Here is a 22,194-nt window from a genome sequence, read left to right as displayed (position 1 = left end):
TGTTCCCCGCGGTGGCTTGCTCCGCGCCATGAACCTTCCGTATTCTTGCCGCAGACCGTTCGCAGCAGTCCTTTTCCCTCCCTTCCGCGCATTGCCAGCACGCTTCCGGCGTGGCAATCCACCAATTGCACAACAACTTCAGCCAGCGGGTGTAACAGCCTTGCTTGATTGGAGGTTATTACTGCAATCGAATTGACGGTATCCGTTTTCACAGTATCCCTTTTCACACAGTCCCTTTTTCACGTTTCCTGCATAACCATGAGCAAGTATCGCTTAAAAGGTCCAACACTGCGCCCGTTGCGCCTTCCATTTCTGCTGGTTGGATTGTTATGGCTGGTTGGCTCCTCACTTCTCCGCTCCCAGCAATTGGAGATGGAGAAGGAGGAAGAGAATCCGATGAAGCGGATGGAGTTTTACTTCAATCTTCGCGCCTATCCGTTTGGAACGATTCCGAAGGGAGCACGCCAAGATGCCATTATTCAGATGACCGAAAAGATGCGGCAGCACCGCGCGCCGTTCCAGGCACTGAAGCAATGGCGGCAGCTTGGTCCATACGATCTTGGGGGGCGTATCCACACGGTTGCCGTCCACCCGACCGATGGAAAAACGTTGTGGGCTGGCGCGGCCAACGGGGGTGTCTGGAAATCCACCAACCGCGGCGACACGTGGCGGCCAGTGATGGATTCGGAAAACTCACTCTCGATGGGGGCAATCGCTGTTGACCCCAAGAATCCAGACATCCTGTATGCCGGAACCGGCGAGCCAGTAAGCGCCAACGGCGACACCTACAACGGCGCGGGAATCCTGAAAAGCACCGACGGCGGGGAAACATGGAAGCCGCTGGGGCTAACGAACGTCGGGTCCATTACCGACATCGTTATTAACCCGAATAACACCAACAACATCATCGCCAGCGGAGTTCGGAACAACGCGGGGCTGTACTGGACCGAGGATGGTGGGATTACTTGGACCCGTTCATCGAACATCGCCATTGCGGACCTTTCGATGCACCCCACCAACCCCAACACCTTGCTGATTGGCACCTTCAGCAACGGCCTGTACCGGACCACCGACGGCGGGAAGTCAATCGGGACAAAGGTTCCCGGGATTGGAACTTCCAGCGTTACCGTCAGCCGTATCTCGGTGGAGTTTGCCCACAGCGACGGCAACATTGCCTACGCGCTGGCCTACGAGTACCCGGGCACCACCATCCATTATTCCCGCATCTACAAATCCACCAACGGCGGGCAAAGCTGGACCAACTCATTCGACAGCGACCGGAACGGGATTGACTTCCTGGCGAACGTGGCTCAAAGCCAGGGCTACTACAACAACGTGATCTCCGTCCACCCAACCAACCCGAATATCGTGCTGGCCGGCGGGGTCTATATGGTCCGGACTGGAAACGGCGGGAACACGTGGAACCAAACTGGCAACGAGGTCCATGTGGACCACCACGCAATGGCATTCGACCCATCCAACCCGAACGTTTTTTACAGCGGGAACGACGGCGGAATGTTCCGCAGCGAAGACGCTGGAGTATCGTTCGATAAAAAAACCCGGGGGCTGGCGATTACGCAGTTCTACGCAATGGCGATTGACCAGAAAAAGGACAGCCTGAACTACGGCGGAACCCAGGACAACGGAACCGTCACCAGCAGCTCGGCAGTGTACGGAAACATCATGGGGGGTGATGGATTTTTTGTGGTGGTGGACCACAACAACTCCAACATCTACTACGCCGAAAATCCCGAAGGGGAGAACATCTCGGCATTCATCAACGGACGGCGATACACGGTGATGAGCGGCATTGACACCGACGAAGACGCGGGCTGGGCCGCACCGCTGGTGATGGATCCTTCACGTTCGGAAGTGATGTACACCGGGCGGCGATCGGTGTACCGCTCCATCACCGCCGGAGCCCCCTCGATGACGTGGGAGCGGGTTAGCCCCTACTTCGCGGGGACCGTCTCGGCCATTGCCGTCAGCCCCGCCAGCAGCGACGTGGTTTATGCCGGAAGCACGCAAGGGACGGTGATGGTCTCCACCGATGGAGGGGAGCAATGGAGCGATGTTTCCAACGGCCACGGGCTTCCGAACCGGGCGGTAACTGATTTTGCGCCGGCACTGAAGCAGGCGGGAACAGCGTACATCAGCTTCAGCGGATTTTATTCCTCGCACGTGTACCGCACCACCGACTTCGGCCAGACCTGGAGCGACGCAAGCAACGGGCTGCCGGACATCCCCATCAACGCGCTGGCGGTCCATTCCGACGATGACAACATCATCTACGCCGGAAGCGACATCGGGATGTTCATCAGCACCGACGGCGGAAGCAGCTGGGCCAACTACAACAACGGATTCCCCCGCACCGAAATTCGGGACATCGAGGTCCACAAAACCAAGCGAACCGTGCGCGCAGCCACCCACGGGCGAAGCATGTGGGAGGTGGATCTAGAGGTCCCGACCATCCCCCCTTCCATCAACTCCCCGGTTGGTGGCGAAGTCTGGCGGGCAAGCACGTCGCAGTTGATTTCGTGGCGTGGGTTCACCGGCCCCGTCCATTTGGATTACTCGCTGGATGATGGCCGCACGTGGAAACGGCTGAAAAACAATCTTGCCGGAGAAGTGATGCGCTGGGTGGTGTTCGACACTGCTACCATTGAAGCACGCATCAGGGTGACATCCATCCAGGAGCCTTCCCAAAGCGTGGTCAGCAACAGCTTCACCATTGAACGGTATTCCGTTGGAACCGTGCTGAACGCCACCGGCGCGCCGGGCGTTCCGTACGGCATCTGCTACGATGGCGAGTTCTTGTGGGCAACGAACTTCAGCAGCAATAAGCTGTTGAAGATTGACCCAAAGACGCTGATCTCGGTGGCGGAAGTCACCATCCAGATACCTGGCGCCGATAGCTTGTTCACCGACATCACGTACATCCCGGAGCGGGGGACTTTTTTCCTCCACCGGCTTCGCTCAACTGGTGCGGAAGACCCAGGAGGATTCTTGTACGAGATCACCAAGAATGGGGAGCGGGTGAACCAATGGACATCGCCATTCAAATATCCGATTGGCTTGGCTTGGCTTGGCGCACGTAATCCCGAGCAGCCGTACCTGTACATGAGCGACCGCAACGGCGCGCAGGAGGTGCGGATCGTCTCACCCGATGCTCCATTAGTTCCATTGCTGAAATACAACCGCACGAACCAGGTTCGCTACGGTCCACGCGGAGCCTGTGCCGGTGCCGATGGATTGTCGGTCTGGCAAGTTATCACCGACTTCACCGGCGATGTGCTGAACAGGGCATCGGCAACCCGCTTCAATTTTGACGACGACACCCAGGCGTTTTGCCCGATTGACCTGACCGCAGGCGCGGCTTCCGGCTACATCAACGCGCGCGGGATCGAGCTGGACCCGGCCGACTCGAACATCTGGGTTTCGGATTATCAGGGAAGCATCTACAAGCTGACGACCTGCGATTACAAGCCCTCGATTCCATCGCCAGATATCCCAACCGCTGCGCCGATCGAGGCCGCGGTTACGGGGCTGCGGCTTTCGGAGAATCACCCCAATCCGTTCACCTCCGCCACCGATGTCCGCTTCACCATTGAGGCTCCGGCATCGGTTCGGCTGGGGCTGGTGGATGTGCAAGGGCGCAGGGTGATGGAAACCGCTGCGGTGGAGTATGAACCGGGCGAGCATCTGGTTCGATTGCAGCCGGTTGGGATTGCCGCAGGGACGTATCGGCTGGTGCTGTACGCCAACGGCAAGCCCGCCGAATCGCGCACCGTGGTGTATCTGAAGTAACGCACGCTGGGCGGCGGCAAACTGCCGCCGCTGCTGTTGCATCCTGACACCTTGAACGGGGCGGCAACCGTACACGAAACGCTTCCGATGGTGCGTCATAGGGAATGAGTGGTGAAAACCAAGCCGATGACACCACAGCCCGAAAGGGTTATCAAAGGTTTGGTTCATAACTCCTCCTTTTTGTTGTGATGGGTGTGAATGCTGCTCTCGGTTTCGGGGGCAGCATTTTTTTTTACGGTCTTCTTCGGCCCATCGTCATCATCATGGCAGTATATTGTGCCAGCAAATGCACAGCACTGGGGATGCACTGGTTTCGACGGGGGGAAGATTGCTTGCGGTTGCGCTGTCGCGCTCTGCTAATGTGGCGCGTTATCCCAACATCAGCAAACGTAACTGCGGACTCCTACGAGTACCGTCTTGCAGCCTAAGTAGGAACTTAGTGCAGCAAGCATCCGGCCAAGGCCTGCCTGTGGCGTTGGATTTCGGGTGTCGCAATACAGGATAGCGGTTGATGCTCGGCAAGCGGCATCGGTCGCGAGAACTTTGCCTGCTGGCCGCCGGATAACCCTGTCAATCGGGATGCCGGCGGTAAGATTCAAAGATTGACTATGCAGCGTAGTGGCTTCAGGGGTCTCCTTTCGGACGCGGGTTCGATTCCCGCCATCTCCACAAAAACAGCAGCGGCGATTTCCTTTGCGTGAAATCGCCGCTGTTGTTTTGATGACGTTGCTCTATCTGCTCCCCCCCCTTCCTACTCCATCACCATCACCTTTCTCACCATCTTCCTTTTCCCAATCTTCACCGCGCACAAGTAATTCCCCGATGGAAGGCCGCTAAGGTCCACCTCATGCGTGGCGATTCCGATTGGCGGGCGCATCGGCGCGGTGGCGGCCCGGCCGGTGTGGTCGTACAGGGTGATCTCCGCCTGCTCGGTTACTTGGTCCGAAGGAAGCATCACCACAAGGTGGTCGCGGGCTGGGTTGGGGTACAGGCTGAAGGCCGCCGTGGCTTCGGTGGGATCATCAACGCCAAGCGCTTGCACCACAGTGCTGAACATCCCGTTGCCGTGGGTTGCAACGGCAACGTAGCCATCGCTTTGGCGAACGTCAATCATCGTCACCACAACATTCCCAATCACATCGGCACCTTCCTGATACCACACGGTGTTCATGCCCTCCAATTTTTTGGTGGAGTACAACCCAGTGCTTGTGGCCACAAGGTACAAGGTCCCTTGCGGGCGGTGAAGGAACGCAAACCAACGGCACGATGGCCCCGCCCCCTTCCCGTCGGGTTGTTCTTCCAGATTCCCGCCAATCGGGGTCCAGGTTTCGCCAGCGTCGGTGGTTTCAAACAGGCTCATCACGTTGTAGTTGCTGAACACCACAACCGCACGGTTTCCATCCATCGGGTCCACATTCACGGCGGTGATGTAGCCGCCGGATGGGAACTCCGTTCCCGTGACATTTACCGACTGCGGGTCGCCAACGAACGCATCATCCATGCGGTACAGCTTCCCCCTGCTTGTTCCATACCACACACGGTTTGCCGGGGCAGCCGTTGAAACCCCGATGGCCGAGACCACCGAAGCCGAATCGGTCCGGCTGTTTTCCAGCTTCGCCCAGTTGATGGTGGTCCGTTGGGTGGACGAAAGCGGGATTGCCGTCAGATCGGTGTTCCGCCACAAGTAGCGCCCGGCGGCCATCACCATCATCTTTTGGTCCGAAGGATTCAGCACAAACGGATTGATGAACATGTAATCGGTGGCCGAATCAGGCTCAACACGGGTGGACCCCGTCACCGCCCCGCTCTGGTCCAACAGCACCCGATAGACCCGCCCCAATTGCTTGCTCAGGTAGAGTTCGCGCCCGCCATCTACCACAGCACAGTAGGCTCCGTCGCTGGTTCCGCGCTCAACCCAGGGTGCTGCGGAATTCAGGCTGGAGGTTCCCCATGATCCGTTATCCTGCAATCCACCAATCACCAAGTTGCTTCCCGGGGTTGCGTGGTCAATCGCTACAGTGTAGAACTGCGTGGTGAAATATCCATTGTTCAGCGAATCCCACTCCACCGAGTCGGCCAAGTAGTTATCGCTACGGTGAACGCCACCATCGCTTGCCGAGAAGAGCACCCCCGGGCGCGTTGCCGAGAAGACAACGGCGTGTTGGTCGGGGTGATGGTTGGGATATTGGTAATCCTCCAAGATGGTACTGTCCCGTTTCCAGAGTTTGTACCCGCCAATCCATTTGCTGTTGGCCGTGCTGGCAAATCCATCGGTGGAGCGGTAGAGGTTTGTGCCGCCAATCACCACGTTGTTCGGGTTGTGGGGGTCCACAGTGACGTGCAGGTCGTAGCCCCCTTGCGAGAAGAAGTCCCCGGTGGAGGTCCCATAAATCGGGATGTTGGCCGACAGATTCTCCCACTTCCCCCCCGTGCCGGTTCCGTCGCCACTTAGGTAGGTGTATCGCCACAAACTTTGCCACGATGAATCCCCCCGGAAGTTCTTCCCCAATGCCCCGCTGCCAGGCGTTTCCCCCAAAAAATAGACGACGTTTTGGTCCGACGGGACAAGGCCGATGCGGATGCGGTTGTAGGTTCGGGGCCACTCCGGCGGGGTGATGTTCACCCATGTTTGCCCCCCTGTGCGGAAGATTCCCCGCTGCGAGCCATCGCTGCTAAGCGTGGCATACACCACACCGCTATCGGTGACGGCAACATCGGTGGCATAGGAAGGGTTCAATCCCCCCCGCACACGCTGCCACGTTTCGCCGCCGTTGGTGGTGCGGCGAACCTCACCATACACGGCAATGTAGATTTCATCTTGATCGCGGTTGCTTGGGTCCACCGCAAGGTTCCACACCAGATCGGAGACGTTATCGAAGGAGCTGGGGGTTCCCGATCCGGTTCCTTTCACACGTTCCCACGTAACTCCATTGTCGGTGGATTTGAATACGCCATCGCCCAAGTAATAGGCCCCGCCATCGGTAGCGCTGTTGCCGTACAGTTCGCCGGTTCCGTAGTACCACGTCCGCTCCTTTCCGGGGCGGGGGTCCTGTTGGATGCACGTGACGCTGGGGTGCATATCCAACCGCGTCACCCGGGTCCAGCTTCCGCCAGCGTTGGTGGACCGCCACATCCCCCCAGAAACGCCGCCAGCAAGGATGGTATCCTCCCCGGTTCGGTCCAGTGCCAGAGCGCGGGTGCGCCCGCCAACGTTGAACGGACCGCGCTGCTGCCAGCCATATTCCTGCACTCCCAGCGATTTCAGAAATGCTCCACCGGGCCGGTGTGGCAAGGACTTGGCAAAGGCAAGTTCACGCGCAGAAATTCCATCGGGGATACGCCCGGTTGCGGGGTCGCGCAGCCGCATCAGCTCCCAAGCAGCGCGGTCGCGGGGATTTTCGGGACCGCCCGCAGCAGCCGGCGGTTGATCGGTGCGGGCGCACGCCGCAATCAGGATGCAGCAAAGAAGCGTGAAGGAAGCGGTAATCGGTTGCAGGTTTTTCATCTGATGTTGGAATCGGTACACACACACAGACTGCGCCGCGTAAGTTTGGCGGCTTGGACCAACGGTTAGGGGGGCAAGATAGGGAGACGAAGGGTTGTGGTGATAGGAACAATCAAGGTTTTCCGATGGAAGATTGCGGGATTCCAGAAAAAGGCTTGACACTCTTACACAATCCCCACCTAAAAAAGTGCTTGGAGAACGCTACCGCAGAATTGTATGTTTGCCTTCCCCCGAGGCTAACAGGGGGCGCAAAGAATGGTCAGGTAGCTCAGTTGGTAGAGCAATGGACTGAAAATCCATGTGTCGGGGGTTCAACTCCCTCCCTGACCACAAACGATGGAAACGGCGTGTAGCGCAGCCCGGTAGCGCACTACGTTCGGGACGTAGGGGTCGCAGGTTCAAATCCTGCCACGCCGACTTGGAAAGCTCAACGGCTCTGAAGCACACGCTTCGGGGCCGTTGCTGTTTCTGTTCGGCTTCCCTTCTGCTCACACACACCAGCCCGCAATCTCCGCGATGATCTCTTCAACATCAATCCTCCTTCCTGCAGCCCTGAAACGTGGCGACACCATCGGCGTGGTTGCGCCAAGCTCGCCGCAGCGCGATGATGAACGGCTGAAAGCTGGTATCCGCTACTTCGAATCGCTGGGATACCGCGTGGTTGTTGGGGAGAACCTTTGGAAACGCTACGGCTACTTGGCCGGAACCGACCAGGAGCGCATTGCCGACCTTAACGCCATGATCCGCAACCCGCAGGTGAAGATGATTATTGCCGGGCGCGGCGGGTATGGCATGACCCGAATCCTCCACCACGTTGATTACCGCGCGCTTCGGCGTTCGCCAAAAATTATCGTTGGCTTCAGCGACCTTACCGCGCTGAACCTTGCGGTCCTGCGGAAGTGCGCAATGGCAAGTTTTTCCGGCGCAATGCCCGGCGTGGATTTCTGGAACCCCACGCAGGTTGATCCCTTTGCCGAAGAATACTTCTGGCGGGCAGTTACTTCGCGCCGCCCGTTGGGAACTATCCGCCAGCCGGAAAACTCCCCCATCGAAGGGTTGCATGGCGGAATCGCCGAAGGCCCCCTAATCGCCGGTAATCTGACGTTGGTGGCCGCGTTGGTTGGCACTCCATTTTTCCCAAAACTCCGCAGCGGAATCTTGCTTGTTGAGGAAATCGGCGAGGAGGCTTACCGTGTGGACCGGCTTTTCTCGCAGCTGCACAACGCAGGGCAATTGGCGGCGATTGGCGGGCTGGCGTTTGGGCAGTTCACCAACGCAAAACCAACACGGGTTTCGGTGGAGCCGCTGCCGATGGAGGAGGTGTTTGCCGAGTATGTTCGGCGCGCCGGGAAGCCAGCAATCGGCGGGGTGCTGTATGGCCACATCCCCACCAAACTCACGCTGCCGCTTGGCGTGCGCTGCCGAATTGACGGGAAGCGCGGGACCTTCCGGGTGATGGAGCCTGGGGTGGCGTAAGCATTTTTTCACCGGCCCAGCGGTTGCATTCGCAATGGGCGTTGGCGTATCTTCGCGGCAACGAAAATCTGCACGCCTGTTGTACTGGCTACTCCAATTCCATTGAACTGACGAAGGGCAATGAGCGAACAACACAGGCGTGCGCTCATTGCCTTTTGCATTTTCTTCAGGAGCGATCACAATGATCCACATCACACTGCTGGACGGCTCGGTCCGCGAATTCCAAAGCGGGGTGACGGGGATGGAGATCGCCGAAGCGATTAGCTCCGGCCTGGCCCGGAACGTCCTTGGCATCTTCGTCAACGATCAACCCTACGACCTTAGCCGCCCCATCACCGAAGATGCCTTCATCCGCTTCGTCAAGTTCGACGATGAAGAAGGGAAAGCAATCTTCTGGCACAGCAGCGCGCACTTGATGGCCGAGGCTATCGAGGCGCTGTTCCCCGGGACCAAATTCGGTATTGGCCCACCGGTGGAGAACGGTTTTTACTACGACATGGACATCGCCAACGGCCACACACTTACGCCTGATGACCTTGCCAACGTGGAAGCAAAAATGGCCGAGCTGGCAAAGGCCGACTCCAAGTTCAAACGGATACCCGTTACGTGGCAGGAAGCCGTTGAGTACTTCCAACAAAAAGGGGATGAGTACAAACTGGAGTTGCTGGAGGACTTCAAGGACCGGGAAATCACCCTGTACCAGCAGGGGAATTTCACGGACCTTTGCCGAGGCACGCACGTCCCATCCACGGGGGTGATTAAGGCGGTGAAGCTGACATCGGTCAGCAGCGCGTACTGGCGTGGGGACATCAAGCGGAAGCAATTGCAGCGGGTGTACGGGGTCAGCTTCCCCAAAAAAGCGATGCTGGATGAGCACATGGCGATGCTGGAGGAAGCCAAAAAACGGGACCACCGCAAACTTGGCCGCGAGCTTGAGCTGTTCCTTATCACGCCAGAAATCGGGCTTGGATTGCCACTGTGGCTTCCCAAAGGAACGGCCCTGCGCGAAACGTTGGAGAACTTCCTGCGAGGCGAACAAAAGAAGCGCGGATACACGCCGGTGGTGACGCCCCACATCGGCAATCTGAACCTGTACCGCACCAGCGGCCACTACCCTTACTACGCCGAAAGCCAGTTCACGCCGATCAAGTTGGAAGAGGATGAGGAGTATCTGCTGAAGCCGATGAACTGCCCGCACCACTGCCACATCTTTGCCAGCAAGCCGCGCAGCTACCGCGATTTGCCGATCCGGTTGGCGGAGTTTGGGACGGTGTATCGCTACGAGAAATCGGGGCAGCTGAATGGGCTGACGCGGGTTCGCGGATTCACCGTGGACGACTCCCACCTGTTCGTCCGCCCGGACCAGGTGGAGGAAGAGCTGATGAGCGTGCTGAGCCTTATCAAGTTCGTCATGGCGGTGCTTGGCTTCAAGGATTTCACCATCCGCCTTAGCCTGCGCGACCCCAACAACAAAACGAAGTACGTGGGGGGCGACGAACTGTGGGAAAACGCCGAAGCAGCCTTGCTGAAGGTTGCCGAAGCTGTTGGCCTAGAGTTCAACATCGGGATTGGCGAAGCGGCCTTCTACGGTCCCAAAATTGACTTCATGGTCCGCGATGCCATTGGCCGCCAGTGGCAGCTTGGGACGCTTCAGCTTGACTACAACCTTCCGGAGCGTTTCAACTTGGAGTACACCGGGTCCGACGGCCAAAAGCACCGCCCGGTGATGATCCACCGCGCACCGTTCGGTTCGTTGGAGCGATTCATTGGGGTTTTGATTGAGCATTACGCCGGCAACTTCCCCTTCTGGCTGGCTCCGGTTCAAGCCATTGTGCTGCCGCTATCGGAGCATTACATGGACTACGCCAAGCACGTTCAGAAACGGCTGGACAGCTTGGGCTTCCGCGTGGAGCTGGACGACCGCTCGGAGAAGTTGGGGTACAAAATCCGCGAGGCGGAGATGCAGAAGATTCCGTACATGCTGATTGTTGGGGCAAAGGAGCAGGAGGCCGAATCGGCATCGGTGCGGGTCCATGGCGAGGGGGACAAGGGGATGAAGCCGCTGGACCAGATCATTGCCGAGTTCTACGACTTGAACAACGTGGAGAAGCTGGCCGCAACCGCACACGCGGAATCGGCCATCGAGATTAAGCACCACGAGGCCATCGAGCACGCCGTCCCCGACGCACGCGAGTAAGCCTTCGGCACGCGCCCCAGCATCGCAAAAAAGAAAATCCCGCCGAGGTTATTTCGGCGGGATTTTTTTGTGATTCCCCGGAGCCCCCCCCCGACTTCGTCGGGAATGGCCATCATGCCGGTAGCCGAAGGTCTTTAGCCTTCGGCGTCTTCTTCCCTCGGCAGACTGGGCAGGCTAAAGACCTGTTATCAATCCCGACGCAGGTCGGAGCCCCTACCTGTTCTGAATCGGGGCTACTACCGCAACGGTAGCCGAAGGTCTTTAGCCTTCGGTGTCTTCTTTCCTCGGCAGACTGGGCAGGCTAAAGACCTGCCGCTACCTGTGTGGTTGCCCAAGGCACTTACCGGTTGCTGGTGGCAAATTCTTCCAAGAAGAACGCTGCGCTTTTGATTCCCCGGTGATAATTCTTCAGGTTCATTTTTTCGTCGGGGGCGTGGGCGTTTTGGTCCGGCAGCCCAAAGCCCATCATCACCACCGGGGCCGCCAGCTCCCGCTCGAAATCGGCCACAATCGGAATCGAGCCGCCGCTGCGGATCAGGAACGGCTTCACCCCAAAGGCTTTTTCCAACGCCACCAACGCCGCTTGAACCGGCGCGGAGTCCGTTGGGGTCAGCGCGGGGGGGCCGCCATGCAGGTCCACCACTTCGGCGCGAACACCTTCCGGCAAATTCTCCTGGACGAACTGCCGCAACTGCTGGGCCACTTTTTCGGGCGATTGATTGGCCACCAGCCGCATCGAGATTTTTGCGCCCGCTTTTGCCGGAAGCACCGTCTTTGCGCCATCCCCCTGATACCCGCCCCAGATGCCACACACGTCCAGCGTTGGGCGCGCCCACAGCCGCTCAAGATCGGTGTAGCCCGCCTCCCCCGTGGTGGTGGTGATCCCCAACATCTTCGGGTAGGTTTCGGGGTCGTAGGGAAGCCGTGCAAGCTCGGCGCGTTCTTCTGGGCTAACGTCAATCGCGTCGTCGTAGAAGCCGGGAAGGGTGATGCGCCCGTTCGAATCTTTCATCTTGGCAATCAGCGTTGCAAGCGCGTTGATCGGGTTGGCGATTGCCCCGCCAAACATCCCGCTGTGCAAGTCCCGGTCCGATCCGGTGACATGAAGCTCCAGATATGCCAACCCGCGCAAGCCGTAGGTGATCGAGGGCATATCATAATCGTACATCGTCGTGTCGCTAATCATCACCGCGTCGCAGCCAAGCAGCTGGCGGTTGGCCACCACAAACGGAACAAGATTGGGGGAGCCAACCTCCTCCTCCCCCTCAATAATCAACTTCACGTTCACCGGAAGCGTGCCACGGGTTTGCAGCATCGCCTCAATCGCTTTCAGGTGAAGGTGCACCTGGCCTTTGTCATCAATGGATCCGCGGGCGTAGATATCCTCGCCACGGATTTCCGGCTGGAACGCTGGCGAGGTCCAAAGCTCCAGCGGCTCGGCCGGCTGCACGTCGTAATGGCCATAAATCAGGACCGTTGGTTTCCCTTCGGCATGAAGCCAATCGGCATAGACCACGGGGTAGCCGTCGGTTTCCATCACCGCAGCATTCTCCAGGCCGATGCGGCGCGCTTCGTTGGCCACGTATTCGGCTGCGCGGCGGGTGTCGGGGGTGTGTTCCGGCTGTGCCGAGATTGAGGGGATGCGAAGAAACTCCTTCAGTTCTTCGATGAAACGTTCAAGGTGTTGGTCAATGTAGGCCAGTGTGTCCTGTGTCATCATGGTGCGCGGTATGGATGGAAGTTGTTCGTTGCTGCTACTTCGTTGCGGCTACATCGTCCGTGTGGAGTAGCCCGATGTCCGCAGCCGGTTTTTCTGTTTATAGACGATCGTGATCGGTGCCCCAACAAAGCCGTAATGCTTGCGGATCACTCCTTCCAAAAATCGGGTGTAGTTCTCCGGCACAAGCTCGGGGTAGTTCGTGTAGCAAAGGAACACGGGCGGGGCGGCTTGCGGCTGTTGGATAAAATTGATCCGCAGGTCGTGCCCCTTCACTGCTGGTGGCGGATGGTTCTTGATTGCCTCCAAGATCACATCATTCAGCTGGCTGGTGTTAATCCGTTTGTGGCGTTCGGCATGGACCTGCTGGGCAAGCTCAATCAGCTTCACCAACCGCTGGCGCGTTACTGCCGAGACGAACGCGATGGGGATATAATCGAACGTCGGCAATGCTTCGTAGATCGCGTCCTGGAATCGCTTCGAGGTCATGGTGTCCTTCTCCACCAGATCCCATTTGTTGACGGCAATCATCAACCCTTTCCGTTTTTCGGCGGCCTCAACAATCACCTTTGCGTCCTGCCGCTCAAGGCCCTCCACCGCGTCAATCACCACAATGGCAACGTCGCAACGCTCGATTGCGCGGGTGGTTCGGATGATGGAAAAAAGCTCCACCGATTCTTTCACCCGCTTCCGTTTCCGCAATCCGGCGGTATCAATCAGGGTGATCTCCTGGCCGTGGTAGCGAAGCGTGCTGTCAATGGAGTCGCGGGTGGTTCCGGCAATCGGGGTGACGATTGCGCGTTCCTGCCCCAACATGGCGTTGGTGATGGAGCTTTTCCCAACGTTCGGCCTTCCAATCAAAGCGATTTTCAGCGGCCCTCCCTCCTCCTCCTCGCTCATATCACTTTGCGGAAAATCTTGGGTGACAACGTCAAGAACGTCGCCAATGTGCCGCCCGTTCATCGCCGAAATCGGGTATGGCTCCCCAAGCCCCATGTTGTAGAAATCCACCGCTTCTTGGTCGTACTTCTCGTTGTCGGCTTTGTTGACAACCAGCACCACCTTCTTGCCAGAACGGCGAAGCATGATGGCGATTTCCTGGTCAATGGAGGTTAGCCCGTCGCGGGCATCCACCACAAAGATGAGGGAGTCGGATTCCTCGATGGCGATCTCCGCTTGCTCGCGGATGGCAAGCTCGAACACGTCGGAGCTTTCCGGGACGAAGCCCCCGGTATCCACCAGCGAGAATTTCTTCCCCGCCCACTCGGCCTCGCCGTAATGGCGGTCGCGGGTGACCCCTGGCTCGTTTTCCACAATGGCATCACGGCGTTGCAGGATGCGGTTGAACAGTGTGGATTTCCCGACGTTCGGACGGCCCACAATTGCGACTACTCGCTTCATTGGCGTTGATTGTTGTTGTTGATCGCTTCAAGGATTTTCAATTCCTGGGCCGATGGCTTCCGCCCAGCTTTTGCGTACTCGGTCCCGATTGATGCCAACGCCAACGCACGCTCGCGAGGTTGGGCCAGCTGTTGGTAGGCGGCAATCGCCCCCGTGAAATTTCCGGCGCGTGCTTGGTCGTAGCTGATCTGCGCAAGCAGCGATTCCCGCTCGGCCCCGGCAGGGCTGGACCCGGCAACCGTGGCCGCATGGTCCAGCAGGCGGATTCCCGAGGCAGTCATTCCGGAGTCAATGTAGGCTTCGGCGGCGGCGGTGATGGTGGCGGCAACCACGCCCAGGACGTTGGGGTCGCTCATCCCCTGTGAGAAACGGATCACCTGCGCCGACGCGCTGTCGGCCTGGCTGGAAAGGCGAAGTGCCACCAAGCATTCAGCGATTCCAACGGCAGCATCAAACTGCGCCGCAGGGGCAAGCGTGTTCGATCCTTCCTGAAGTTTTTTCAGGACCTCCATCGCCGGTTTCCACTCCTTGATTCCGGCAAGCTGCTTGGCCACGGCCACCCAGCCCGGGGCGCGGGAGTGCCATTCCGATTCGCTGGCGGCCACTTCGGCAGCCTTGTTCAGCAATGCCACTGCCGAGTCGGTGCTGCCAAGTTTGGCGTAGCTGGCGGCAGCGTTCAGCAGTCCATCAAATTGCACGCGGCGTTCGGGGCTTGCGGCGGCGGTTGCAAGCGCGGTTGCCGGGCGCCCGATTTCGCCAAACGCACGGCTGATATACCCAAGCGCAAGGCTGCCGGGCATCTTCTTTCCATCAATCCCTTTTGCCGCCTGTTCCAGCATCGCCGAAGCGTCGTTGCGGAACCCGGCTTCGGCGTAGATGATTGCAAGCTCGGCAACGGCGCGGGTGCGGAAGAACGGGTCGGCAATGGAGATTGCCGAGACGCGACCATCATCCAAAAACCGCTTTGCGGCGGCGGTGTCGCCAAGCCGGAGCGCGGCGCGGGCAAGCTCGCCGGTGCGGACCACGCGGGTGCTTGGGGTCAGCGCGGAAAGGTCCAGCGATGCGGCGGCGGCAAGCATGGTGCGGGCAATGGAGTCGTGCCCTTTGCGGCTTTGCTCGGTGGCAATTTTTGCAATCAGGTAGGATTGAATTTCGGGAAGGCGCAGCCCCTGCATCATCCGGTTGGCATCGGCAAACAGCCCTGCTTCGGCATAGCTTGTGGCGATTGTGGACTGCGCGGTTTGGCGCGCAACCGTGTCGGGGATTTGCAACGCCACCGTTTCGGCAGCGCGCAGAAATGGATTCTCCCCTTCCTCACCCTGCGTGGTCCCCGGGGGCGTGTCGGGGTTGGAGCAGCCGGCGGCGATCAGGCCCAGCAGGAGAAGGCCGCAAACAACGCCCCGCCAACTTGCCAACGCTGGCATCCAGAACCTCCCTGGCCCGGGCTTGGTAAAATTTTTCATCCTTCCTTGTTCAGTAGTTGCTCTTTTGCTTCCCAAAGTGCGGCAAAGGCGGTCTCCATCTGCTCGCTAATCACGCGTGTTTCGTCCAGCACCGGCATAAAATTCGTGTCGCCGTTCCAACGGGGGACAATGTGGATATGGACGTGGTTCAGGATTCCCGCGCCGGCTGGGCGGCCCAGGTTCATCCCAACGTTGAAGCCGTGGGGGTTCATCGCACGCTGCAAAATCCGCACGCCGAATTGCGTTAGCTGGAACAGCTCGGCCCCTTCTTCCGGGGTAAGCTCCGTCAGGTCCGCAACCTGGCGCACGGGAAGGACCAGCAGGTGCCCGGCGTTGTACGGATACCGGTTCAGGATGATAAAGCCAAGCGTCCCACGGTGCAGAAGGTATGTTTCCCGGTCCCGTTCCGGCTGGTTGAACGCCAGGGTGAACGGGCTATCGGAAGCCGTTTCATCCTTTGGGGCGTTGATAAACTGGGATCGCCACGGGGACCACATCCGTTCCATACGTTTCGGCGGTTGTTTGGGTTGGTTGATGTTGGCTTGGCTGGCGCATCGTTCCGTGGCGGGTTGGCGCGCAACCCACCGGCGGAATTCTTGGCCGCACTAACTTGCGCAAGGGTTCCCAAAATACAAGCGGGAGGCGGGAACCAAATGCCGCAAAGTGATACACTGCCGGATCGTTTCTCATTCGGGTGAAATTGGCTAAGTTCGGCGCAATCCAACAGTGGTTTGGATTCGACAGCAAACCTTCCTGAACGACCCGATCATTCAAACGATCATGCCGAACCTCTCCGAACAAAATTTCCCGAAGCTGATCCTTCCCAACATCCCCAACCTTCACAAGTTGGACGTGTACCGCGCCAACGGTGGATACCAGATGTACAGCAAGGCATTAACGATGCAGCCGAACGATATCATCGAGGAGGTGAAGCGTTCCGGTTTGCGTGGGCGTGGGGGCGCGTGCTTCCCCACCGGGCTGAAATGGAGCTTCATGCCAAAGGGGAACGAGAAGCCGAAATACTTGGCGATCAACGGCGACGAATCGGAGCCGGGGTCCTTCAAGGATCGCGCAATCTTTGAGTTCAACCCCCACTTGCTGATTGAAGGAATCTTGATTGCTGGCTATGCCATGGGGATCAAAACCGCCTTCATCTACATTCGGGGCGAGTACCACAAATGGGTGCGGCTGACCGAGGAAGCGGTGCAATCGGCCTACGATGCCGGGCTTGTTGGTTCACGCATGAAGGAGACGTTTGGGGGCGAGTTCACGATGGACATCGTGGTCCACAAAGGGGCCGGGGCCTACATCTGCGGCGAAGAATCATCGCTGATGAACTCCTTGGAAGGCGACCGCCCCTACCCCCGGGTGAAGCCCCCCTTCCCCGCCCAAGTTGGACTGTGGGGAATGCCCACCACCATCAACAATGTTGAGACCATCGCCAACGTGCCGGTGATTTTGCGAATGGGGGGCGAGGCCTACTCCAAGATCGGGGCCGAGAAGCACCCAGGGACGTTGCTGCTGGGGATTTCCGGCCACGTCAACAAGCCTGGGGTTTATGAGGTTCCATCGGGGTTGCCACTGCTGGACATTATCAACGACCTTGCCGGCGGCGTTCCGAACGGGAAAGCGATTAAGGCGGTGATCCCTGGTGGAAGCTCGATGCCGATTTTGCGCGGCGACCAACTGGAAGGGGTGATGATGGATGCCGAAAGCCTGAAGGCTGCCGGATCGGCAATCGGAACCGGTGGGATCATGGTGATGGACGAAGACACCGACATCCCCCACATGCTTCGCCGATTGATCCATTTCTACCACCATGAATCGTGCGGCCAATGCACCCCCTGCCGCGAAGGCTGCGGCTGGCTGGAGAAAGTCCTTACCCGCGTTGACGAAGGGGAAGCCGCCAGCAGCGACCTTGACTTGCTGGTTGACATCGCCAACAACATCGAGGGGAACACCATCTGCGCGCTGGGGGAAGCCGCCGCTTGGCCAACCCGTTTCACCATTACCCGCCTGCGCGAGGAGTTCGAGGCAAAGGTGAAGCCCGCGCCTGCGCTTCCGGTGACCAACGTTGTGCACGCCTTGCGTGAATCAAGCTACCGCCCGGCAGTGGTGGAGCGGTAATCGCACGCCGCACCACGCCACCACGTGAGTTTTAGCAAATAACAGAAAGAGGGCAACCGGTTGGTTGCCCTCTTTCTGTTTTCGGTTCTGTTGTTGTTTTCAGGAAGCCCCGCGCCTTACCCCGCGCCCATTCCGGTGAAGATGTTGGAGATCATCCCCATCAGCACCGTTCCCATCAGCATCACCACTGCCCAAATCACGCCGGCCTTCACCCGCGAGGCCTGAGCCAGCGATCCGATACCGACAGCGGAGACCAGCAGCCACCAGATATTGAACGGGAAATCACCGTCAGCACGCTGTTCAGAATTGGGTTGCTGGGCTTTATCAGTTCGGCAAGGCTGAAGGTTTGCAGGGTCCCAGTGAACTGAAGCACGACAATGCCAATAATGGTGCCGATATTCAGGATCATCACCGACACAAGCACCGTGGCCCAGGAGGCTTGGAAGGTCAGCCCTTCCTGGGCATTCGGCTCCAAGTATTTGGCAATCACCAGCCAGATCAAGGCGCACATAATGCTCAGCACAAACACCATCACCAGCGACCCAGCCATGCCTATGATTAAGAATGCTGTTGGTGTCATCCCCATTTCCATCTGTTCGGCGGTTTTATCGCGCTGGTCTTGGGTCATCTTGCCATCGGCAACGGCTTTGTCCAACTGCTCCAGCTGCTGTTTTTTGATCTGGGCAATGGCCTCGGGGCGTGCGCTTATCATCACCACCGAGGCGATAGAAACCACCAGCGTTATCACAATCCCCCACCACACAGTTTTCATGTTCCCCTTCCCCCCAACCAGCCCGCTAAACGCCAGCGTGGGATTGGTGACGACCTTCACGAAACGATCAAATGGCGTAAGCTCTTCCGCCTCATCATAGCCCTCGGACGGGTCTTCGAACTCCGTTTGCACGTGGTCATTTTGTTCTTGCATTCTTGTGCTCTCCTGTGTGTTGATTTGGTGAGGTTAAAGTGATCTGCGAACCTAAAAATGTAACTGCCCCTGAAGTAGCGATTGAATTTCTTTGCGAGAAGGTTCGGCAAGGGTTTCGGTTAGGTTGCGGGACCCTACGCCAGTTCTTACTTCAGGTTGCTTTCAAGCAGAGTTCAAGCAATCCATGATGAAAAAAAATTAAGAAAATATCCTTGCGAAAATAGGCAGATACGGCTTTGTTCTGGCCAATTGAGAGCCTATTTTACAAGCCCCTTCCCTCCATTTCGCGCCGTAATCAGCCGTTAGGAATTACAGTTTTGTCAGAATCACCTTTTTGGTGGCTATGGCATCATCGTTGAACGTATTTTTGGCCGCGTCACATACTAAAGGGGGGCAAGAAACGATTGCAATCTTCCACATGAAAGCAATGCAATTCTTGCAGGAGCGCAGGCCATGGTGTGCTGCTCCATTCTCAAGAACCGGATGCACGATTGCGGTGCATCTGGCACAATCCACCCGATCGGTCCAGAGATATGCGGCCAGCCCGCTTCTTCCATTCTTGGCCGGTTGGCTCCAATACCAAACAGAATACAACGCCGGATGCCATATAGAACCAACGTAAGGGGAACGCAGATGCGAGCTTTTCTACTGCTGCTGACTTCCGCAATGGTCGTTGCTGGTTGCCAAACTGCCCAGACGGTGAAAACAACCAAGCAAGGCCCTACCACCGTTGACGAATACGCTGTGCTGGACGACACCAAGCCCAGCAAGCCAATCACCGATCAAGTGCTGAACAAGCAACTGGAGGAGGCACGCCGCCAGTATGTAATGGCCTTGCGCGCCTCGCAGCAAAACCGTGAATCGGTTGCGGCCCAGCATTTCGAGGCCGCCCTTGCAACGCTGAACGACCTCTCCACCTATCCCAACATTGACAGCTACCCAGAAGTAGATAAACTTGCCCAAAGCATCATCCGCGACTACGAGGAACAGGTCTCGTCGCTGGATAGCCTTGACCCCAACAGCAACTTCCTTGTCCTGCGCGACAAGATGTTCCAGGAGATCGAGTCTATCCCCGTTGAACGGAAGCAGTACCCAAAAGCGGATCCCAAAACAGGGTTGGTTGAAAACACTGACGAGGCACCCGAGCTGCAAGTCGCGCTCTCCGAAAATGAAAAAGTGGAGCAGTGCATCGCCTTTTTCACCGCCACCGAAAAAGGGCGGAAGATTTTTGGAACGTGGCTGGAACGCACCGGGCGGTACTTCCCGATGTACGAACGGGTGATGGAGGAAGAAGGGGTTCCCGATGAGATCAAGCACCTTTCGATGATCGAATCGGGGCTGAAGCCGACGGCGGTCTCGTGGGCGAAAGCTGCGGGGCTGTGGCAGTTTATTCCAAGCACGGGCCAGATGTACGGAATGGCCATCAACTGGTACGTTGATGAACGCCGCGACCCTGAAAAAGCCACTCGCGCCGCTGCACGTTATCTGCGCGACCTCTATCAAGATTTAGGCGATTGGCATCTTGCGCTGGCCAGCTACAACTGCGGGCCGGGCCGGGTGAAATCGGCCATTGCCAAGGCCAACAGCCGTGATTACTGGGTTGTTCGCCAGTACCTTCCCCGCGAAACGCAGCAGTATGTGCCGCTGTTCATCGCTGCCACAAAAATCACGATGTCCCCGGAGACGTACGGGTTCACCAACATCCGCTACATGACCCCGGACGAGTACGACACCCTTTCGGTAAAGACCAGCTTCAGCCTTGCTGACTTGGCCAAAGCATCCGGCGTAACCACTGCCGATCTGAAAGACCTCAATCCAGAGTTGCTTCGCGAAGAACTCCCAGCTTCCACCCCCTCCTATTGTTTGAAGGTTCCAGTCGCCGCTCGGCAAATGATGATCTCCGCGTTGGAGTCGCTGCCGGAACCGGAGAAGCCACGGGTGACGTTTGTTCGCCACAAAGTGGGGCGGGGGGAATCCATCACGAAGATCAGCAAGCGGTACGGCGTTAGCACCAACGACATCTACGCCGCCAACCAGATGACCTCCAAATCGAAGCTCCGCCGCGGTGCGGTGCTGAAAATTCCAATCACCTCCAAACCTGAAGAAAATGCCGGCGACGCTCCGTTGCTTGCAAAGAACGATGCCGCCGCCAGCACAACAACGGCGGCCAACACTCCCCCAGCCGCAACGGCACCAGCAACGGCATCTTCAAAGTCTTCGGCAAGCATTGCTGCCAAGCAGCAGCCATCCGAGCCGTTGGCCGTTGCCTCGGCCCCACGCCGCACCCGTTCGGAAGCGGTAGCGAAGCAAGAAACCGTGGCATCGGGAACGAACGCGCCGGCAACAACAGCACCGGCAACAACAACCAACAGCACACGTGAGAAAGCCCCGGCCAAGCAGCCCGCTTCCTCCCCCGCCCTTGCATCGGCAGCACCGAAGCCGGCAACAACCGAAGCAGTGCCACCAGCCAAGAAACTGGTCACGAAATCGGTGACAAAGACCACCCATCACAAGGTTGCCCGCAACGAGAGTGTTGCCAGCATCGCCAAACGGTACGGCGTGAAATCCAGCGACCTGATTGAATGGAACCGGCTTGGGAAAAAGGGGAGCTTGAAAGCCGGGCAATCGTTGGCAATTAAGAAAACGGTGAAGGTCCAGGAATGGGTTGCGGTGAAAACGGAGGAGCCAAAGAAGAACAATGGTGGCGGATCGGCCAGCATTGCAGCCGGCACGCAGCAACAGAAATCGCAGTCGAACCCGGTCGCGCTGAAAACGAAAGGCACCGTTCCGGCAGCCACCGCCACCGAACCCGAGGAAGCCGCCGAACTTGCCGAAGCAGCAACGGACAAAGCAGCAACCATTGCACCGCCCCCCCAGGCAGCAGCCGCAAAACCAGAGCAATCAAAAAACCGTGGCATAGCTGCCGCCGCACCCACCGCTGCCAAAAAGCCGGAACCGCCAGCAAAAGTTGAAAAGGCTGAGATAGCAAAAGCGGAACCCCCAAAGGTATCCAGCAAGAAGAAGCCGGTGACAACAACCAGCACAAAGTACGAGACGCACAAGGTGAAACCTGGGGAGTCGTTGTCGGCGGTGGCGGACCAGTATGGCGTTTCGGTAAACGACCTGAAGGCCTGGAACGAAAACACGATTAAAGGAAGCACCCTGTTATCGGGAACAAAGCTGAGAATTTACAGCGAGTCCCCATCGAAAGGGGATGCCAAAAAGAACAGCCGGGTTTCCCGCAGCAGCCGTGGCAAAAGCAAGCCCGCAAGCCACGCCATCAAGCAGGGGGAAACGTTGGAGGCAATCGCCAAACGCCACGGGGTTAGCGTTTCCGATCTTAAAAAACTCAATCCAAAATTGAAGGAAACCCAACTACAGATTGGGCAGAAAGTGAAAGTGCGGAAGTGAGGCAATCGCTTCTTTAAATGACGATTGCGCCGTACAACAATGCCCGGCATCCAGTATCGGATGTCGGGCATTGTTTTGCGCAGCCTAATCGAAAAAAAAAAAGAGCGACCACACACTACCGTGGTCGCTCCCTCCTGTACCTCGCACGGATATCCATTCCCAAAA

General features: G+C 58.0%; 11 protein-coding genes, 2 tRNA genes and 1 other RNA gene. 8 read left to right on the top strand and 6 right to left on the bottom strand.

Features of this window, described 5'->3' with window-relative positions; genetic code table 11:
- The first annotated feature begins 258 nt into the window (after window positions 1-258).
- Window positions 259-3,807 (top strand): hypothetical protein, encoded by a 3,549-nt coding sequence (locus tag IPM61_13940; protein ID MBK8912416.1) that lies wholly within the window; start codon window positions 259-261, stop codon window positions 3,805-3,807.
- Window positions 3,808-4,105: 298 nt separating this feature from the next.
- Window positions 4,106-4,479: a transfer-messenger RNA gene (gene ssrA / locus IPM61_13935) on the top strand.
- 79 nt (window positions 4,480-4,558) lie between these two features.
- Here ssrA and IPM61_13930 read toward each other — a convergent pair.
- Window positions 4,559-7,312 carry a T9SS type A sorting domain-containing protein gene (locus tag IPM61_13930; protein ID MBK8912415.1) on the bottom strand — a complete coding sequence of 918 codons (2,754 nt, stop codon included), beginning with the start codon at window positions 7,310-7,312 and terminating at the stop codon, window positions 4,559-4,561.
- A 257-nt stretch (window positions 7,313-7,569) separates the two neighbouring features.
- Between IPM61_13930 and IPM61_13925 the strand changes: the two genes are divergently transcribed.
- The 4 genes from IPM61_13925 (at window position 7,570) to thrS (ending at window position 10,985) form a co-directional block, all read left to right on the top strand.
- Window positions 7,570-7,642: transfer RNA gene (locus IPM61_13925), tRNA-Phe, on the top strand.
- Between the two features lie 13 nt (window positions 7,643-7,655).
- Window positions 7,656-7,729: transfer RNA gene (locus IPM61_13920), tRNA-Pro, on the top strand.
- Window positions 7,730-7,828: 99 nt separating this feature from the next.
- Entirely contained in the window at window positions 7,829-8,788 is a 960-nt protein-coding gene (locus tag IPM61_13915; GenBank protein ID MBK8912414.1) for an LD-carboxypeptidase, read from the top strand.
- A 181-nt stretch (window positions 8,789-8,969) separates the two neighbouring features.
- The gene (gene thrS, locus IPM61_13910; GenBank protein ID MBK8912413.1) at window positions 8,970-10,985 is read left to right on the top strand and encodes a threonine--tRNA ligase; all 2,016 of its coding nucleotides are present in this window, start codon (window positions 8,970-8,972) and stop codon (window positions 10,983-10,985) included.
- Window positions 10,986-11,325: 340 nt separating this feature from the next.
- On the opposite strand, the gene IPM61_13905 is transcribed toward thrS, so the two are convergent.
- The 4 genes from IPM61_13905 to IPM61_13890 are packed head-to-tail and all read right to left on the bottom strand — an operon-like array spanning window position 11,326 to window position 16,072.
- Window positions 11,326-12,702, bottom strand: coding sequence for a dipeptidase (locus IPM61_13905; GenBank protein MBK8912412.1), 1,377 nt, complete (start codon window positions 12,700-12,702; stop codon window positions 11,326-11,328).
- A 51-nt stretch (window positions 12,703-12,753) separates the two neighbouring features.
- A complete protein-coding gene (der, locus tag IPM61_13900) occupies window positions 12,754-14,103 on the bottom strand; it encodes a ribosome biogenesis GTPase Der (GenBank protein MBK8912411.1) in 1,350 nt (449 codons plus the stop codon).
- Window positions 14,100-15,566 (bottom strand): hypothetical protein, encoded by a 1,467-nt coding sequence (locus IPM61_13895; protein ID MBK8912410.1) that lies wholly within the window; start codon window positions 15,564-15,566, stop codon window positions 14,100-14,102. Before IPM61_13895 ends, der begins: the two co-directional genes overlap by 4 nt.
- Window positions 15,563-16,072, bottom strand: a complete 510-nt coding sequence (locus IPM61_13890; protein MBK8912409.1) for an HIT domain-containing protein — start codon at window positions 16,070-16,072, stop codon at window positions 15,563-15,565. Before IPM61_13890 ends, IPM61_13895 begins: the two co-directional genes overlap by 4 nt.
- A 274-nt stretch (window positions 16,073-16,346) precedes the next feature.
- Between IPM61_13890 and nuoF the strand changes: the two genes are divergently transcribed.
- Window positions 16,347-17,693 carry an NADH-quinone oxidoreductase subunit NuoF gene (nuoF, locus tag IPM61_13885; GenBank protein ID MBK8912408.1) on the top strand — a complete coding sequence of 449 codons (1,347 nt, stop codon included), beginning with the start codon at window positions 16,347-16,349 and terminating at the stop codon, window positions 17,691-17,693.
- A gap of 208 nt (window positions 17,694-17,901) precedes the next feature.
- Here nuoF and IPM61_13880 read toward each other — a convergent pair whose 3' ends face one another.
- The gene (locus tag IPM61_13880; GenBank protein ID MBK8912407.1) at window positions 17,902-18,618 is read right to left on the bottom strand and encodes a DUF4199 domain-containing protein; all 717 of its coding nucleotides are present in this window, start codon (window positions 18,616-18,618) and stop codon (window positions 17,902-17,904) included.
- 633 nt (window positions 18,619-19,251) lie between these two features.
- Between IPM61_13880 and IPM61_13875 the strand changes: the two genes are divergently transcribed.
- Entirely contained in the window at window positions 19,252-22,029 is a 2,778-nt protein-coding gene (locus IPM61_13875) for a LysM peptidoglycan-binding domain-containing protein (protein MBK8912406.1), read from the top strand.
- Window positions 22,030-22,194: the final 165 nt, after the last annotated feature.

This window comes from Chlorobiota bacterium (assembly GCA_016710285.1).
Lineage (GTDB): Bacteria > Bacteroidota > Ignavibacteria > OLB7 > OLB7 > OLB7.
Note: the sequence above shows the minus strand (reverse complement) of the source record. Positions and strands in the feature narration are given on the sequence as shown.

Excerpts from the sequence above, each read along its gene's own strand:
- IPM61_13940 (MBK8912416.1), top strand. The coding sequence starts at position 259 with ATGAGCAAGTATCGCTTAAAAGGTCCAACACTGCGCCCGTTGCGCCTT.
- IPM61_13930 (MBK8912415.1), bottom strand. The coding sequence starts at position 7,312 with ATGAAAAACCTGCAACCGATTACCGCTTCCTTCACGCTTCTTTGCTGC.
- IPM61_13915 (MBK8912414.1), top strand. The coding sequence starts at position 7,829 with ATGATCTCTTCAACATCAATCCTCCTTCCTGCAGCCCTGAAACGTGGC.
- thrS (MBK8912413.1), top strand. The coding sequence starts at position 8,970 with ATGATCCACATCACACTGCTGGACGGCTCGGTCCGCGAATTCCAAAGC.
- IPM61_13905 (MBK8912412.1), bottom strand. The coding sequence starts at position 12,702 with ATGACACAGGACACACTGGCCTACATTGACCAACACCTTGAACGTTTC.
- der (MBK8912411.1), bottom strand. The coding sequence starts at position 14,103 with ATGAAGCGAGTAGTCGCAATTGTGGGCCGTCCGAACGTCGGGAAATCC.
- IPM61_13895 (MBK8912410.1), bottom strand. The coding sequence starts at position 15,566 with ATGAAAAATTTTACCAAGCCCGGGCCAGGGAGGTTCTGGATGCCAGCG.
- IPM61_13890 (MBK8912409.1), bottom strand. The coding sequence starts at position 16,072 with ATGGAACGGATGTGGTCCCCGTGGCGATCCCAGTTTATCAACGCCCCA.
- nuoF (MBK8912408.1), top strand. The coding sequence starts at position 16,347 with ATGCCGAACCTCTCCGAACAAAATTTCCCGAAGCTGATCCTTCCCAAC.
- IPM61_13880 (MBK8912407.1), bottom strand. The coding sequence starts at position 18,618 with ATGCAAGAACAAAATGACCACGTGCAAACGGAGTTCGAAGACCCGTCC.
- IPM61_13875 (MBK8912406.1), top strand. The coding sequence starts at position 19,252 with ATGCGAGCTTTTCTACTGCTGCTGACTTCCGCAATGGTCGTTGCTGGT.